Raw genomic sequence first — 16,306 nt, 5'->3', positions numbered from 1 at the left:
TTTATTTTTTTGCTTTTTTGTTTCTTCTTCCCCAGAAAATTATAAATCCGGTTACAGGTAAAGCTGCTGCAAATAGGCTCAATATAAAAGCGATTATTTTTCCGGTTATTCCGAAGAATTGTCCAGTATGCAATCCGTAATTCATTTCTTGGAGCTGTGTTCCGGGATTTTTATTTTCGTATAAATTCGAGCTTAAAAGCTCTCCAGTTTTAGGATGGAAATCTAAATTGGACTGATGGTCAAAGTCCATCGCATCGGGATACGAACCTGTTATGATTGCTGCTTTTTCGCCTTGATACCAGACAAAAAACATTTCGTCATCAGGCTTAATCTTGAATGCTTGTGAAAGTGCAATATCCATAGGATTTGCTTTTGAAGAAGTGGTCAGCGTAGCATCAATTGCTGGAGAAAAATCGTCTTTTGGGTTGTCTTGCCCAAGATTTCCAACAAAATACATTGTCTTGTGCATCCATTCATAGGAAAAAGTGAGGCCTGTCAAAGCAATGACCAAGACAAACAGCGAGATATAAAATCCAGTCACGTTATGCCAGTCGTAATTCACGCGGCGCCATTTGGCTTTCCACTTGATTTTTATTCTGTTTTTTAAATCTTTGCGTTTCTTCGGCCACCACAATATGATTCCGGAGAGGAGCATCACAATAAAAATAATAGTTGAGATTCCGACAATATGTTTTCCGATTTCTGGCGGCAGCCAAAGGTGCATGTGTAGGTCTTCTACGATGGCAAAAAAATCATCTTCGATGCTTTCCTGCTTCAAAAATTTTCCTGAATACGGATTGAAATATAAATTGTAGGGTTTGTCGTTAATGCTTGAATACACAATTGCAGGCCTGTCTTTTCCGTAAAAGACAATCATGTCTGCGGTAGCTGTTGGAAAAAGTTCTTTTGCTTTTGATTGCAATTCTGAAGCTAAAACATACGATTTGCTTTCAACTTTCACTTTTCGATAGTCTCTTGTCAAGTCTTTAATCTCGTCGTGAAAGCAAAAGATAGAGCCGGTGATGCTCACTATAAACACAATAAGCCCGGAGGTGAGTCCGAGCCATTTGTGTAAAAATCGTATGCTTTTTTTGAAATTCATCTAGAATTTATACGACACGCTTCCCATGAAAGTTCTTGGCGCTTGTACATTTATTGTCGTATAACCATTAAAATACAATTCATCAGTAAGGTTGTTTACCTTTAATGAAAGCCTGTATTTTGGCTGGTCATAATACAATGCCGCATTGATGACTGCGTAAGATGGCAATGAAAAAGTCTGTACATCGGCGCTATTGCCAGAGCTTAATGGATTTCTGTTATAGATAAATGTCTTGTCGGCATAATTTCCTCCAAAACCAAAGCCTAGACCTTTCAATTTTGAGGCTTGCAAGCTGTAGCTGATCCAATAGTTGACCATGTTTTCAGGACCTGCGGTTTCTGGTCTTAATCCGTTTACATCTGCATTGGCATTGTTTAGCTTGCTGTTATTGAACGCATAACCGATGATAAAATTTAAGCCAGGAATTGGATTGGCAGTAATTTCAGCTTCAAAACCTTTGCTCGTTTGGTTTCCGTCTTGAACGTTAGTGTTTGCTAACTGTCCAGTTCTAAGAATGTCTTTTACTTCAATGTTGTAATAGCTAAAAGTCGCGCTTACTTTGTTTTGGAATGTATTGATTTTCACCCCAGCTTCAAACTGATTGGCTTGTTCTGGATCGAAAGCTTTCAATTGAGGCGTTCCATTTACATCGGCTAATTGATAACCAATATTTCTAAAGCTATTTTGGTAGTTCCCAAAAACAGAAACTTGGTCTTTTATAATTTGGTACACGGCACCGAATTTTGGAGACAAGGCATTTTGAGAAAAAGCTCCAGAAGTCGTATTGGCTGCCGGGTCAAAATTTCCTTCATTGTTATAGTGGTCAAAACGCAATGCAGCCGAAAGGATTAATCGATCTGTAACATTAATTACGTCAGAAATATAGGTACTGTATGTTGTCAAAGAACTGTGTGTTTTGTAATGTGTTCCCTGGGCAAACAAAGCCTCAGCTGCTTGTGGCGTAAAATTATAATAGTTGTCGTTTGCGCCGGCATAATTTACAGTATCAAAATAGAAGAAGGTCGGTAGATAACCATAACCAACTTTGCTCTCTGAGCGGTAGATATCACCGCCAAGCAAGAATCTATTTTTCATTCCGAAAATCTCGAATTCTCCGTTGAAATTTTGCTGGAATTCGATAATGTTATCTCTTCCATCGATGTTCCATACGTTTCTCGACATTTCGTTATTTCCTAATAAGTAGAACCAAGTTTGTGGGCCGACAGATTGGTTCGAACTGGTACTAAAAACCGTCTGAGATTTCCAGTTATCCGACATTTGGTAGTTAGCTTGTGCGAAAATGTTGGCTGTTTTTGTATTCATCATAAATTCATCACCTACGAATGATCTTTTCCAGTTCATCTTGATATCATTTGCACTGTGAAGGCCTAAGCTGTTTGGAGTTTGGCCAAACGGAATGTAAATCAGAGGCATTGAAGAAGCGTCTACATTTGACAGTTCCGCGTCAATAGAAATAGAAAGCTTTTCGTTTACCTGATAAGAGAATGACGGAGCGAAAAAGTAGCTTCTTGTATGTCCGTAATCTTGGAAGGTATTCGCATTATTGTAAGCCGCATTTACTCTTAATAAAGCGGTATTGTCATCGTTAATTGGAGTGTTAATATCGGCAGTCACGCGGTTTAAACCGTAGCTTCCTGCTTGATACGAAATTTCTCCGCCAAAGTTGTCATATGGCTTTTTTGTTACTCGGTTGATCAAACCTCCGTAGGAAGTAAGCAAGCTGCCAAAAAGTGTAGCTGAAGGACCTTTGACACTTTCTAACCTTTCTAAGTTGGAAGCATCAACATTATTCGTGATTTTTCCTGCAATACCATTTCTTAATAAGCTTTGTGTGATAAATCCGCGTGAAGAAAAGTAAGAACCTCCATCACCAACACGGCCAGTCGAAGCCCATAATTGGTACAATCCAGGAATGTTTTTTAGAGCTTCATCTTGATTGACAACCAATTGGTCTTTCATCAATTCTTTGGTAACCACACTATACACTTGAGAATTTTCAAGATTTTTGATTGGCATTTTTGAAACATAATTACTTTCAGATTTTGTATATCTGTTGATGTTTCCTGTAATAACGACTTCTGCCAAAGTCTCATTCTTGTTGTTCAGCGAAATGTTTTCTAAAGCAGTTGTTTGGTTTTCTACGATAGTAAAAGGAACCTCTTTAGAAGTATATCCCACGAAAGTAACTTTCAAGACGTAGTCGCCGGTTTTTATATTTTTTATTTCAAATTTACCTTCAGAATCCGTTTGGGTTCCGAATCTAGTACCATTTACAGTAACGGTAACCGATTCAAGCGGTGTGTTGTCTGTTGAGGCAATTTTGCCAGTTACTATGCCATTTTGTGCGAATGAAATCGTACTGAAAAAGACACTGACAAGTAATGTCATTATTAATTTATTCATTTTGAATAAGATTTAGATTAGATTTAAATGCTGTGCAAAAGTAATTCGCAAAAGACAAGCAAGCAAGACTTATTTAGAATTAATACAAATAAAATAAACGATTTATCGTTTGAAAGAAAAATATAGATAAGAATTATGATAATCCTTTTTTTAGCTACAATGTGATAGAAAAAGTTTAGACATTTCCTTAATTATTTTTTATATTGATTTGGATGTTTGGAAATATTATAGCGTTTATTTTTATGCATAATAATCATAATTTGTATTTTATCGGTTTTTTTTGCAGTTGGCTGATTGTCAATAATAATTTCTAAAAAAGCTGTTTATTCTTTTGTTTCTTTGCAACCTAATAACCAAAAATACCATGAAAAACATACTATATGTTTTATTGCTACCGCTACTATTTTCAGAATGTAAGCATGAAATAAAATCAGAGAAAAGTGATTATTTTTCAAGCGTAACTATAGATACTCTCTTGCTGGATACGATCAGTATTAGAGCGATTATTGCTGACAATAGCAAGATTTGGTATGCTGCCGATAAAGGAAGGTATGGGTATTGCGATATTGCAACTAAAGAAAAATTTCAAGAAACGATTTCAAAAGACAGCATCAATCCAGAATTTAGGAGCATTGCCAAAAACAGCGGTTCCATTTTTATGATGAGCGTGGGTACTCCAGGATTGCTTTATAAAGTAGCGAAAGACGGTTCCGGAACAAAACTTGTTTATAAAGACGATAACGAAAAAACGTTCTTCGATTCCATGCAGTTTTGGAATGATAAAGACGGTATCGCGATAGGGGATCCTACAGATAGTTGCTTTTCGGTAATTATCACGAGAGATTCTGGAAATACATGGCATAAGATACCCTGCAATAAGCTTCCTAAAATTGTTTCAGGCGAAGCGGCTTTTGCAGCAAGCAATACTAATTTAGTCGTAAAGAATAATATTGCTTGGATTGTTTCGGGAGGGAAAAAAGCTAGAATTTTTTATACTTCTGATAAGGGGGATTCTTGGGAGGTTTTCAATACTCCGATTGTCCAAGGCGAAGCTATGACTGGGATTTTTTCAGCCGATTTTTATGACGAGAATATAGGATTTGCCGTAGGAGGTAATTATGAAAAGCCGGAATTGAATTTCAAAAACAAAGCACTAACTATAAACGGAGGAAAAACTTGGACACTCATTGGAGAAAACACAGGTTTTGGCTATGCTTCCTGTGTTCAGTTTGTTCCGGAATCGGGAGGAAAGCAAATCGTGGCGGTTGGGCATTCGGGATTGTATTATTCTTCAGACAACGGATCCACCTGGAAGCAATTTTCTAAAGACAAAGATCTTTACACGATCCGCTTTATTGATAACCATACTGCGATTGCTGCTGGAAAAAACAAAATCATCAAGATTCAATTTAAAAAATAAGGCCCTATTTTCTCGGGCCTTTTTCTTTGTATTGTCTTAATAATTTTCTGTTGAAATCATCTTCTGCCTTTTTTAATTTCAAGATTTTTACAGGGCTTATAATCGATTTCAGACTGCTGACAAGCTTTCTTCTATTTTGGAATAGTTCTTCTTCATAATCTTCCATCTGATTGATTACAACTAATGCTTCTTTATCAGACATGGAATCAATTCCTTCGATTTTTTTACCTAGAGCTCGCATTTTCTGATGCTTTAATTCAAATTGTTTTTCATCGAAAGCATTGTAAACAGGCCAGAATTTTGCAGCTTCATCAGAAGTCAAAGACAATTCGGTAGTTATAAAGGCTGTTTTTAAGGCCTTGATCTGCTCTCTTTTATCGTTACCTTGCGCAGAAGCGGATAAGGCAAAAGCAAGCAAAATAAGCGTAAATAGATTTTTCATAATTATTCGGTTAAGTAGTTTTCTAAATTAGTATTGTCAGACAAGGCACTCTCGACTACAGCATCATCAACCTTTAAGTCAGATTCCAACGCTTCGATATCTTCGTTGTCCAGCAGATTGATCAAGTCATATTGACTGATAGTGGATTGATAAGCCAGATAATTTTCCATAGTTTCCTCATCAACTGATGTGTTGCCTGTGTCGGTCTTGTTCAAGAAAGGAATTGAGATTCCTAAAATTAAAACCGCTGCGACAGCCACAAACCAATTTTTCCTTCTTTGGAAAATTGAAATTACAGGTTTTTCCTCCTGAGCGATTTTCGCAAGCATCTGTTCCGAGAAATTCTCGAAATATCCGTCGGGCATCTTGAATCCGGACTTTATTTTTGGCGAGTTTTCTAAATTAAATGAGTTCATGTTCTTTTGACTTTATAAATCTAAAAAGGTTTAATTTTTAAGCATATATTCTTCGATTTTCTTCACGGCATGATGGTACGAAGCTTTTAACGCGCCAACCGAAGTTCCCAGTATTTCCGACAGTTCTTCATACTTTAGTTCCTCGAAATACCGCATCTTGAAAACCAATTGCTGCTTTTCGGGCAAGATTGCGATTGCTTTTTGAAGCTTCAGTTGAATCTCATCACCTTCAAAATAAGAATCGGCCTTTAAGCTTTCTATCTGCTTTTGCTGAAAATTCTCGCTAGTCATTCCATTGCGCTTGGCTTTAGCATTCAGAAACGTTATTGCCTCGTTCGTCGCTATCCGATAAAGCCAGGAGAATAATTTGCTTTCTCCTTTAAAATTCGCCAGATGCTGAAAAACCTTTACGAAAGTGTTCTGCAATACGTCATTGGCATCATCATGATTCAGAACAATGTTTCGGATGTGATTGTACAGCGGTTTTTGATAAGTAGACAACAGCAACTGAAACGCTTTATTCTGCGTTTTTGGATTCAAAAGATCTTTTATGAAAGTCTGTTCGTCGAGCAAAAGCAATTTTTTATTGATAAGACTAAAGATAAGCGAAAAGGTTTAATCACAATATGCATTAGCTCACTTTTGCTAAAAAGAAAAGCCCAGACAATGCTGGGCTTTGTATAAAAATGGTATAAATTATTCGATGACTTTAGCTTCTCGAACTGCTGGTTTGGCAGCTGGTTGTGCTGGAGTTTTCGCCTTTGGAGTATTTGTATTTGTCGTTGCTGGAGTTTTAGTCACAGGAGAAGTAGTAGCCTCGCTTGTAGGAGCAGGAACTGTTGTAGCTTCTGCAGGAGCTGAGCTTCCTACCGGTACGTAAATTTCGGTAACCCATTTTGAAGGGTTTTTGACTTGCGATGCAGAAACTGAATATACTTCAATATAGCTTCCTGATTTATTTTCCGTCAAATTGTTCTTCTTGATATGAGCAAAAGCTTTATCCCAAGCTTCTTTGCTGTGTGAATAATCACCATTCAATGTTGTTTTTAAAGCTTGGAAAGGCTCTAGTTTTCCGCTAGTGTAATCGCTTCCTTCGGCAGTAAAAATCTCATCACGCATCGGCAGGCATACAGAAAAGCTTGCTTTGTTATCAGGAACGTCATAAGTGTCATATAATACAAAAGGACTTCCAGTCAGCGTGATATTATTTTCTTTAAAAAATCGCAACATGCTTGGCAGCACAAGACTTACATTTTTTTGGACTTCTGGAATTTTGCAAGTTATTTTTTGCTGGAAGTAATAGCCTCCTGTCTTTTGGACAACGCCGTCTACTTTTATAGAATACGTATTGATTTCGTATGAAATGACCTTGTCTAGTTTGGCTAAAGTTCGTTCCTGCATGTCGCCGACCATTTTTGCACTGCCGCCTTTTAAGACTGCATAAGCTTTTGCCATAAAACTTAGTTTTCCTTTGGAATGCCATGTCACTTTTGTGCCTCCGACAGTATCCTTAAAAGTCAAGTAAGCTTTGCCCTCATTGCCAGAAAAAATTACTTTCTGGGCGATGCTATCATTTTCTTTTTCAAATATTGTTTCTGTTTTTCCCTCGCCAGAACTGCCTTTCCAAGAATAGGAAGCTCCTTTTCCAATCGTAGTATCTGAATAGGTAAACTGCATGTTCGGATCGTCATCTTTCCATGCTCCGAAATCTTCCCAATTTTTATAATCGTTGACATAGCTGAAAACAACTGACTTTTGTGCTTTGATAACTCTGCTTCGCTCTGTTTCGAATTCTCCAGGCTGTGTTGCCACATAAACAGTCAGTCCGATTATAGCAAGAAGCAGTAACAGCAATATGTATTTCAGTATTCTCATAAAAAATTTATTTTTAGGCGTTTTTCCTTTATGCAAAAGTAAGAAAAATTGTTTGCAATCAATTGATCCGAAGCCTTGCATTTAGTTCCATGAAGAAATCGTTATATTTGTTTTTTTAATAGTAAATAACCAAAATTTAGAATATGAAATTAAAAACCATTGCAGGGATATTTCTTGCATCGGCATTTCTTGTTTCTTGCGGAAAAGAAAAAGAAGAGTCGAAAGAAGTCGCAGCAAACACAGAGGATTTTCAGTACGAAGTCGAGCAGTTTGCAGATATAAAAGTATTGCGTTATCAAGTTCCGGGTTGGGAAAATCTTACCCTGAAAGAACAAAAATTAGTGTATTACCTGACGCAAGCAGGTATGGCTGGCCGCGATATTCACTGGGACCAAAACTACAAGCACAATCTAAAAATCAGAAAAGCGCTAGAAAATATCTACCAAAACTACAAAGGTGATAAGGCTTCTGAAGATTGGAAAAATTTCGAAATCTATTTAAAAAGAGTTTGGTTTTCTAACGGAATCCACCACCATTATTCAAGCGATAAAATCAAGCCTGATTTTACAAAAGACTATTTCCAAAAATTGCTTTCAGAAACTAAAACCACACTGGCTCCAGAAGTCGTAGAAATTTTGTTTAACGATCAAGATGCCAAAAAAGTAAATCTTGACGAATCAAAAGGATTGCTTGCGGGTTCGGCTGTCAATTTTTATGATAAAGGAATCACTGATAAGGAAGCAGAAGCTTTTTACAAAACTAAAAAAAGCCCTGATGCTAAAAGACCATATTCTTTTGGTTTAAACTCTAAATTGGTTCGCAATGCCAACGGACAGATTGAAGAAAAAGTATGGAAAAGCGGCGGTATGTACGGACCAGCAATCGATAAGATTATCTATTGGTTAGAAAAAGCGCAAGGAGTTGCGGAAAATAAAAAACAAGGCGATGCTATTGCATTACTGATCAAATATTACAAAACGGGTGATTTAAAAACTTGGGATGATTACAACATCGCTTGGACAGAAGCTACAGAAGGAAACATCGATTATATCAATGGCTTCGTAGAAGTGTACAATGACCCGCTAGGCTATAGAGGTTCTTACGAATCTGTCGTGCAGATCAAAGACTTCGACATGTCTAAAAAGATGGAAGTAATTTCTAAAAATGCCCAGTGGTTTGAAGACAATTCGACGCTTATGCCGGCTCATAAAAAGAAAAATGTTGTAGGAGTTTCTTATAAAGTTGTTGTCGTGGCTGGTGAATCGGGTGATTCTTCGCCTAGTACTCCGATTGGAGTCAATCTTCCAAATGCAGATTGGATTCGTGCTGAACATGGCTCAAAATCGGTTTCATTAGGAAATATAGTAGATTCGTATAACCATGCTGGTGGTTCTGATCGTTTGAAAGAATTTGCAAATGATAAAGAAGAAATCGAATTGGAAGAGAAATATGGAGAAGTGGCAGATAAGCTGCATACGGCTTTGCATGAAGTTGTCGGACATGCTTCTGGCCAAATCAACCCTGGTGTTGGAACACCTAAAGAAACATTGAAAAGTTATGCTTCGACTTTAGAAGAAGGAAGAGCTGACTTAGTTGGTTTGTTTTATCTATACAATCCAAAACTACAAGAATTAGGTTTGGTTGACGATTGGAAAAAAGTCGGAACGGCAGCTTATGATGGTTACATCCGTAATGGATTAATGACTCAATTGATTCGTTTAGAGCCGGGAGCTGATATCGAAGAAGCGCACATGAGAAACCGTCAGTGGGTGAGTGCTTGGGTTTTTGAAAAAGGCAAAAAAGACAATGTAATCGAAAAAATTACCCGTGACGGAAAAACCTATTTCAATATTACGAATTATGAAAAACTTCATGAATTGTTCGGACAGCTTTTGAAAGAAACTCAGCGAATTAAATCAGAAGGAGATTTTGCTGCTGGAAAAGCATTGGTAGAAAATTATGGCGTAAAAGTTGACCAGAAATTACACAAAGAAGTTTTGGATCGAAACAAGAAATTCAAATCGGCTCCATATAGCGGATTCGTAAATCCTGTTTTAGTTCCTAAGATGGATGACAAAGGAGAAATCACTTCTTTTGAAATCCAACAGCCAAAAACTTTTGCAGAACAGATGCTTTACTATTCTAAAACGTATGGTTTGCTTCCTGAAGAAAACTAAAAAAATAGAAGTTTAAAAAGAAACGCCCCGAGAAATCGAGGCGTTTTTTTTTAATGCTTGAGATAAACTTTTATGACAAATAATAATCCGATGAAAGCTAAAAAGCCTAATAAAACCAAATAGCTTTTTTTGTAAAATATCTTGTGCAGCTTCAGATCTTTTCGGTAGGCGTAAATCATTGCCACTATAAAAGCGACAACAAAGAAACCGGCAAAAGTCCATTGACCTTGAGTAAACATAGTGTATAAGTTTTTATGCAAAAGTAGTTATTTGTACTCAAAAGTCAGTATTTTGCAGTACCATTTAATTTTTGAAGATTATGCAGAAACAACTCAACGCAGTAAAGGAATTTCACCAAGCATTTGGGCTTGGAGTCAGCGAAACTCCCAAAGGAGATTTAGGCGAAAGCAAAAACATGCTACGTTACAATTTGATGAAAGAAGAAAACGAGGAATATCTTGAAGCAGTACAGAATGACGATAAGGTTGAAATAGCCGATGCTTTAGGCGATATGCTTTATATCTTGTGCGGTACGATAATCGAACACGGATTACAGCATAAAATTGAAGAAGTTTTTGACGAAATACAGCGCAGCAACATGAGCAAATTAGGAGAAGACGGAAAACCAATCTACCGCGAAGACGGAAAAGTGATGAAAGGTCCGAATTACTTCAAGCCTGATTTTTCCCTAATATTGAAATAAAAAAATCCCGAAAACACTTTCGGGATTTTTTTATGAATTATACAAAAACTAGGAAATATAAGCCCGCCCAAACTGAAATAAAAAACAATCCAGGATAAACGACTGTGCTTAAATTCTGTTTTAAATTTTTCTTTACAAAAGCTAAATATAAAAGATAAGCAACAAACGCAATTAAAAGCCCGATGGTAATAAATGGATACAGCATATTCTTATATTTTTAAAAGTTTCTAAATCTTAACGGTCCAGCCAAAAGTATCTTCTTCCAATTTATATTGGATATTGGTCAATTTGTCTTTCAATTTCAGAGCAACCGAATCTTCTAGTTTTGGAAGCTCAAAATATTCATCTTTATAAGAGAAACCAACAATAGGATTGATTACTGCTGCAGTTCCGGCACCAAAAATTTCTTTTAAAGTTCCGTTTTTTGCAGCCTCTACAAGTTCCCAAACCAAAACAGAACGAACTTGTATGTCGATTCCTTCTTTTTCTGCCAGCGCTATGATGCTTTTTCGAGTGACACCGTCCAAAATCCTTTCGCTTGTCGGAGCCGTAAATAAAGTATCATTAATTCTAAAGAAAACGTTCATTGTTCCTGCTTCTTCCAGCTTGGTATGCGTGGCATCATCGGTCCAGATAATTTGCTGGAAACCTTGCTCATTTGCCAGTTTCGTCGGATAAAATTGAGCAGAATAGTTTCCTGCTGCTTTTGCAGCGCCAATTCCGCCATTTGCGGCACGGCTATAATGTTCTGCAATAATTACCTTCACTTCGCCAGAATAGTATGCTTTTGCAGGCGAAAGGATAATCATAAAACGATATTGCGAAGAAGGAGCAGCAACAACGCCAGTTCCGGTTGCAATCATAAAAGGACGTATGTATAAGGTATTTCCTTTTCCTTTTTTAACCCAGTCTTTTTCGATTTTCAAGATTTCATGCAGTCCGCCTAAAAATACCTCTTCAGGAACTTCTGGCATTGCCATTCTTTTGGCGGATTTGTTGAAACGATCAAAATTTTCATCTGGCCTAAAAAGCCAGACATCATCATTATTGTCTTTATAAGCCTTCATACCTTCAAATATGGCCTGTCCGTAATGGAAGACTTTTGCAGAAGGATCAAGAAGAAAAGGCTCATAAGGCTTGATGGTCGGTTTTTGCCATTTTCCGTCCTTGAAATCACAAATCAGCATATGGTCTGTAAAGATGTTTCCAAAGACAAGATTGTCAAAATCAATATCATTAATTTTTGTAGATGAAGCTCTAACTATATCGATTTCGTTATTGGTGCTTAGATTCATTTGGTTGAGGTTAGTTTAGGTTGTAAAATATTGAAAATCAAAATATTGAATGGTTTTTGTTTGATGCTAATTTTCAATAAATCTTAATGTTGCTAAATTAATAAAATTTGGAAAGTTTTGGCGTAAAAAAGGAATTATCTTCCTCAGAATTGCCACTTTTCTAAAATTAATTGTTTACGGCTTAAAATCTTATATAATTAGCAATAAAACCTAAAATTTATTAATTATGAGGGTTCATGTTATAGTGAAATCGCTATTTTTGTAGCAGAAATTAAAATCTATACCTACATGAAGAATATATTCGTTTTGGCTTGCTCACTAATGGTTTTGGCAAGCTGTGCTGACAAAAAAAATGAAACAGAAAAAGTAGAGGAAACAATGGAGACTCCTACAGATAGCATTCCTAAAACCGATTCAGTCGCTGTAGCTTCAGTTGAAACTGAGCAGGTTGCTGATCTTGAAAAAAACACTAACCCTGAAAAAGAAATTGAAGTCGTTCCTGCCAAAGAAGTCAAAGTAGAGTATGCTTCTTTTGGAGATAAGATTGCGGCAGATAAAGCATTGACCAAAGAGCAGATGCTTCAAAAATACAAATCCATGAAAAAAGGAGATACGATTGCAGTAAAGTTCAAGTCAAAAATCAACTCTGTCTGCAAGAAAAAAGGATGCTGGATGAAAATGGAATTGCCTAATCAAGCGGAATCTTTCGTGCGTTTTAAAGATTATGGATTTTTCGTTCCATTGAACGCAGATAGCCAAGAGGCGGTTGTTAGCGGAAGAGCTTTCGTTGACGAAGTTTCTGTTGCCGAATTGAAGCACTATGCTAAAGACGGAGGAAAATCTCAAGCAGAAATTGATAAAATCACAGAGCCAAAAATTACGTATGCTTTCCAAGCCGATGGGGTTTTAATCAGCAAATAATGAAGAATTACCTTTTAATTTTCTTTGGAATCATTGTGCTTTCTAGCTGTAATAAGAAGGAAGAAATAAAGCCTGTCGCTAAAAAAGATGCTCCTGCAAAAACAGATGCAAAAGAGTTCGAAATGTATGAGATGTCAGAAATGGCAGCACTTATGGAACAGATGTATGTCGACAACCAGCGTCTGAAAGAGCGTATCAAAAATGGCGATACAATAGGCAAGTTTCCTTCACATTTTTTAGAAATCCACAAAAGAGCAATGACCGATGAAACTGAAAATGATGCCTTTTTCAAAGAACAGGCTGCCGTTTTTATCAAGGCTCAAGAACTAATCTATGAAGATCCTAAAAATGCAAAAGCACATTTCAATAAAGCAGTTTCTGCCTGTGTTACCTGCCATGAAGTAAAATGCAGCGGGCCGATTCCAAGAATTAAAAAGTTATTTATTGAATAATGAAAAGAGAAATTATCCAGACATCGGATGGCTCGACGTCGATTTTGCTCCCTGAGTGGAATGAGACGTATCATTCAAAGTTTGGGGCAATACAAGAAGCAAAACATGTATTCATAAAAAACGGACTTTCCTTATTTCAAGGTCAGTCCGTTTCTATTTTGGAGATTGGTTTCGGAACCGGACTCAATGCGTTCATCACGTATCTGGAAGCTAAAGATCTTGAACAGAAAATAGAATATACCGGAATTGAAGCCTATCCTGTTTCAGAAGAAGATGCTTCAAAGATGAATTATGTCTCTGAACTCGATGCAGAAAAGGATAAAGCCGTTTTTCTGAAAATGCATCAGTCAGAATGGAACGAAAAAGTATTTCTAGCTCCTAATTTTTTATTAGAAAAGCAAAACATAAAGTTTCAAGAGATTGCAGATGAAAATAAATACGACCTAATCTATTTTGATGCTTTTGGGTATAGAGTCCAGCCTGAACTGTGGAGCCTGGAAATTTTCCAAATCATGTTCAAGGGGTTAAAAAGTGAAGGAATCTTGGTTACGTATGCCTGTCGCAGTTCTATAAAAAAAGCGATGGTCGAAGCTGGTTTTGCAGTAGAAAAATTAGCAGGCCCTCCTGGAAAGAGAGAAATGCTGAGAGCTAGAAAGTTAAGTTAGATTCCAGTTTTGCAAATCGGAAACAAAAATGTTAATTAATACAATACTTTATATCAATTAACGTTTTTTTATGGAAATGCAGTATTTAATTTCTGTAAATTTACAAACGTTCTTACAACAATAGTAACCTCCAAATTAAATTTTCACTATGACAAGACCTATGTTTGCTTATACGAAATCTATTCTTGAAAGAGTGAGTTTCGATCCTTTGTTGTTTTGCAAAGAGCTTGAAAAAGCAATACGATCATTGCTTCCTTATGAAATTGAGCAACTAACGGAATGGCTTTTAAGCTACACAGTCGAAAAACCAGAATTAAAAGAATGTTTATTAATCGTTAACAGATAAAGAAAAGGAGCCAATCGGCTCCTTTTTTATTGTGTTTTCTTTGACAGCGGACTTATTATCTGTACATTCTGAAAGACGATAGCACCTTTGACCACGCCCGCAATGACTTGACGCAGCGCATCAATAATGTGTATTTTCAGTTCGCTTTTCGGAAATATAAGGCTTACTTCTCTGGCAGGCTTTGGTTCCTTAAAATGACGAAGCTTTAATTTGTCTTTATCTTTTAGGTCTAAAGTATGTAGGTAAGGAAGAAGCGTCGTTCCTAATCCTTCATCAGCTAGTTTGATAAGCGTCTCAAAGCTTCCGCTTTCAATCTGGAAAGGTGAAGCTTCAGAGTTATTGACGTTTTTACACAAATTCAAGATGCCGTCGCGGAAACAATGTCCGTCTTGCAATAATAATAAAGTATCCACGTCAATATCATCTACTTCTATTTCTTCTTTCTGAAAACTGTGATGGTTTTCTGGGAAATAAGCGACGAAAGGCTCATAATACAAAACAATCTCTTTTATCTTTTCATCTTCCAACGGAGTTGCTGCTATTGCCGCATCCAGATGTCCATTTTTTAGACGTGTGATTATTTCTTCCGTATTGTGTTCCTCGATTATCAGCTTGATTTTCGGGTATTTTTTTATAAAATTATTCAAGAACATCGGCAAGAGCGTAGGCATTATCGTCGGAATGATTCCTAATTTGAATTCGCCGCCGATAAATCCTTTTTGCTGGTCTACAATATCCTGTATACGGTCTGATTCATTGACGATATTTTTCGCTTGAGTCACAATCTTCTGTCCAATTTCTGTCAGCTGGATTGGTTTTTTGCTTCGGTCGAATATCAAAATACCTAGCTCATCTTCCAGTTTTTGGATCTGCATACTCAGCGTTGGCTGTGTTACAAAACATTTTTCGGCTGCTAGGGTGAAGTTTTTATTCTCGGCGACTGCCAAGACATAATATAATTGTGTGATTGTCATTACTATAATAATTTATGATGCAAATATAAAAACTATAAGATTTATTTATGATTTAAATAGGCTATTTTTTTGTAATTTTATGATAGAGAATTTTTAAAAATTATAAAATCAACCAACAATGAAAACTAATATTTTAGGATTGCCAGTTAAAGAAACCGAAGAAATTTCAAATGATCTAAACATACTGCTTTCAAGCTTTCAAGTATATTATCAAAATTTAAGAGGAATACATTGGAATATTAGAGGAAAGCGTTTTTTTGATCTCCATGTGAAATTTGAAGAATTGTATAACGATGCCCAGCTCAAAATTGATTTGATTGCTGAAAGAGTTTTGACCATAGGCGGAAAGCCGTTACACACGTTCGAAGATTACGTTAAAAACAACAAATTAAAAGTAGGGAAAAATATTTCTGTAGATGAAGAAGCGGTACATTTGATCGTAACATCCTTATCGGATCTGCTAAAAATAGAAAGAGATCTTCTGACAAAATCTGCAGAAGCAAATGACGAAGGAACAAACTCGATGATGAGCGACTTTATCAAAGAACAGGAAAAAACAATCTGGATGATGAAAGCTTGGCTTGAAGAGAAAATATAGTCGGTTAGAATTTCGGAAATTAATTCCGTGTTTTTTATGAAAAATGCAACAATTATGATAGAGTAGCTGTTGCATTTTTTTCTGTTGTTAAAATTTGATTAAATTAATTTAGGATGTTTTAAAATAACGATTGAAATTTCTATTTTCGCGCTTATGAAATTGGCAGTAAAATTAGTTTTATTAATGTTTATGACTTTTATCGTCACACCCACGGTTGTGAGTCTGATAAAGGAAGACATCGATACGTCTATGGTTTACAGCATGTCTGAAGAAGAACAGCACAACCACAACTGCTGTAAAGAATTAAAAGCTGCTTTAAAAGCGACAGACTATATCACTTTCTCAAACTATACAGAAAGTTCATCAAGTCTTATCATTTCACAACACACTTTGAAGCACGATAATGCGGCTTCAAGCATTTTTTCTCCACCGCCTGAACAGGTTTAATACAATTTAAGATTTTGAATACTTCAAAATCTACGGTTGCATTTCTTTA

Annotated in this window: 18 protein-coding genes; 9 read left to right on the top strand and 9 right to left on the bottom strand. The window is 36.4% G+C overall.

The genetic code is table 11. From position 1 onward, the window contains the following. Position 1: 1 nt before the first annotated feature. Both GGR22_RS00885 and GGR22_RS00880 read right to left on the bottom strand, forming a co-directional pair. Complete coding sequence (locus GGR22_RS00885; protein WP_182492202.1) at positions 2 to 1,102, bottom strand: PepSY-associated TM helix domain-containing protein; 1,101 nt, start codon at positions 1,100 to 1,102, stop codon at positions 2 to 4. Then, on the bottom strand, positions 1,103 to 3,526 hold the full coding sequence (locus GGR22_RS00880; protein ID WP_182492201.1) for a TonB-dependent receptor: 2,424 nt from the start codon (positions 3,524 to 3,526) through the stop codon (positions 1,103 to 1,105). A gap of 364 nt (positions 3,527 to 3,890) precedes the next feature. Here GGR22_RS00880 and GGR22_RS00875 point away from each other — a divergent pair, with 364 nt between their 5' ends. Continuing rightward, a complete protein-coding gene (locus GGR22_RS00875; RefSeq protein WP_182492200.1) occupies positions 3,891 to 4,946 on the top strand; it encodes a sialidase family protein in 1,056 nt (351 codons plus the stop codon). A 4-nt stretch (positions 4,947 to 4,950) separates the two neighbouring features. Here GGR22_RS00875 and GGR22_RS00870 read toward each other — a convergent pair whose 3' ends face one another. From GGR22_RS00870 to GGR22_RS00855, 4 genes are all read right to left on the bottom strand, one after another. Then, a complete protein-coding gene (locus tag GGR22_RS00870) occupies positions 4,951 to 5,388 on the bottom strand; it encodes a sensor of ECF-type sigma factor (protein WP_220477616.1) in 438 nt (145 codons plus the stop codon). Between the two features lie 2 nt (positions 5,389 to 5,390). Further along, entirely contained in the window at positions 5,391 to 5,804 is a 414-nt protein-coding gene (locus GGR22_RS00865; protein WP_182492199.1) for a hypothetical protein, read from the bottom strand. A 30-nt stretch (positions 5,805 to 5,834) separates the two neighbouring features. Beyond that, entirely contained in the window at positions 5,835 to 6,377 is a 543-nt protein-coding gene (locus GGR22_RS00860) for an RNA polymerase sigma factor (protein ID WP_182492198.1), read from the bottom strand. A 123-nt stretch (positions 6,378 to 6,500) separates the two neighbouring features. Further along, positions 6,501 to 7,679: an SRPBCC family protein gene (locus tag GGR22_RS00855; protein WP_182492197.1), complete on the bottom strand. Its 1,179-nt coding sequence runs from the start codon at positions 7,677 to 7,679 to the stop codon at positions 6,501 to 6,503. Positions 7,680 to 7,822: 143 nt separating this feature from the next. Between GGR22_RS00855 and GGR22_RS00850 the strand changes: the two genes are divergently transcribed. Continuing rightward, entirely contained in the window at positions 7,823 to 9,856 is a 2,034-nt protein-coding gene (locus GGR22_RS00850) for a dipeptidyl-peptidase 3 family protein (RefSeq protein WP_182492196.1), read from the top strand. A gap of 50 nt (positions 9,857 to 9,906) precedes the next feature. Here the strand turns inward: GGR22_RS00850 and GGR22_RS00845 are convergent, their stop codons facing one another. Then, the gene (locus GGR22_RS00845) at positions 9,907 to 10,095 is read right to left on the bottom strand and encodes a hypothetical protein (RefSeq protein WP_121374519.1); all 189 of its coding nucleotides are present in this window, start codon (positions 10,093 to 10,095) and stop codon (positions 9,907 to 9,909) included. Positions 10,096 to 10,175: 80 nt separating this feature from the next. On the opposite strand from GGR22_RS00845, the gene GGR22_RS00840 reads away from it, so the two are divergent. Then, a complete protein-coding gene (locus GGR22_RS00840) occupies positions 10,176 to 10,559 on the top strand; it encodes a pyrophosphohydrolase domain-containing protein (RefSeq protein ID WP_121374518.1) in 384 nt (127 codons plus the stop codon). Between the two features lie 227 nt (positions 10,560 to 10,786). On the opposite strand, the gene GGR22_RS00835 is transcribed toward GGR22_RS00840, so the two are convergent. Beyond that, complete coding sequence (locus GGR22_RS00835) at positions 10,787 to 11,854, bottom strand: branched-chain amino acid aminotransferase (RefSeq protein WP_182492195.1); 1,068 nt, start codon at positions 11,852 to 11,854, stop codon at positions 10,787 to 10,789. 288 nt (positions 11,855 to 12,142) lie between these two features. Here GGR22_RS00835 and GGR22_RS00830 point away from each other — a divergent pair, with 288 nt between their 5' ends. From GGR22_RS00830 to GGR22_RS17115, 4 genes are all read left to right on the top strand, one after another. Next, complete coding sequence (locus GGR22_RS00830) at positions 12,143 to 12,775, top strand: DUF4920 domain-containing protein (RefSeq protein ID WP_246336904.1); 633 nt, start codon at positions 12,143 to 12,145, stop codon at positions 12,773 to 12,775. Beyond that, the gene (locus GGR22_RS00825; RefSeq protein WP_182492194.1) at positions 12,775 to 13,227 is read left to right on the top strand and encodes a hypothetical protein; all 453 of its coding nucleotides are present in this window, start codon (positions 12,775 to 12,777) and stop codon (positions 13,225 to 13,227) included. Before GGR22_RS00830 ends, GGR22_RS00825 begins: the two co-directional genes overlap by 1 nt. Beyond that, positions 13,227 to 13,892 (top strand): tRNA (5-methylaminomethyl-2-thiouridine)(34)-methyltransferase MnmD, encoded by a 666-nt coding sequence (gene mnmD / locus GGR22_RS00820; protein ID WP_182492193.1) that lies wholly within the window; start codon positions 13,227 to 13,229, stop codon positions 13,890 to 13,892. Before GGR22_RS00825 ends, mnmD begins: the two co-directional genes overlap by 1 nt. Positions 13,893 to 14,040: 148 nt before the next feature. Further along, positions 14,041 to 14,238, top strand: coding sequence for a hypothetical protein (locus tag GGR22_RS17115; RefSeq protein WP_121374514.1), 198 nt, complete (start codon positions 14,041 to 14,043; stop codon positions 14,236 to 14,238). Positions 14,239 to 14,264: 26 nt separating this feature from the next. Here GGR22_RS17115 and GGR22_RS00815 read toward each other — a convergent pair whose 3' ends face one another. Next, positions 14,265 to 15,212 (bottom strand): hydrogen peroxide-inducible genes activator, encoded by a 948-nt coding sequence (locus GGR22_RS00815; RefSeq protein ID WP_182492192.1) that lies wholly within the window; start codon positions 15,210 to 15,212, stop codon positions 14,265 to 14,267. A gap of 118 nt (positions 15,213 to 15,330) precedes the next feature. On the opposite strand from GGR22_RS00815, the gene GGR22_RS00810 reads away from it, so the two are divergent. Beyond that, positions 15,331 to 15,810, top strand: coding sequence for a Dps family protein (locus GGR22_RS00810; protein WP_182492191.1), 480 nt, complete (start codon positions 15,331 to 15,333; stop codon positions 15,808 to 15,810). A gap of 216 nt (positions 15,811 to 16,026) precedes the next feature. Beyond that, entirely contained in the window at positions 16,027 to 16,257 is a 231-nt protein-coding gene (locus GGR22_RS00805) for a hypothetical protein (RefSeq protein WP_170148720.1), read from the top strand. Positions 16,258 to 16,306: the final 49 nt, after the last annotated feature.

The sequence above is a fragment of the Flavobacterium gossypii genome (assembly GCF_014138495.1).
GTDB classification, from domain to species: domain Bacteria; phylum Bacteroidota; class Bacteroidia; order Flavobacteriales; family Flavobacteriaceae; genus Flavobacterium; species Flavobacterium endophyticum.
This window is presented reverse-complemented; position numbering and strand designations above follow the sequence as displayed.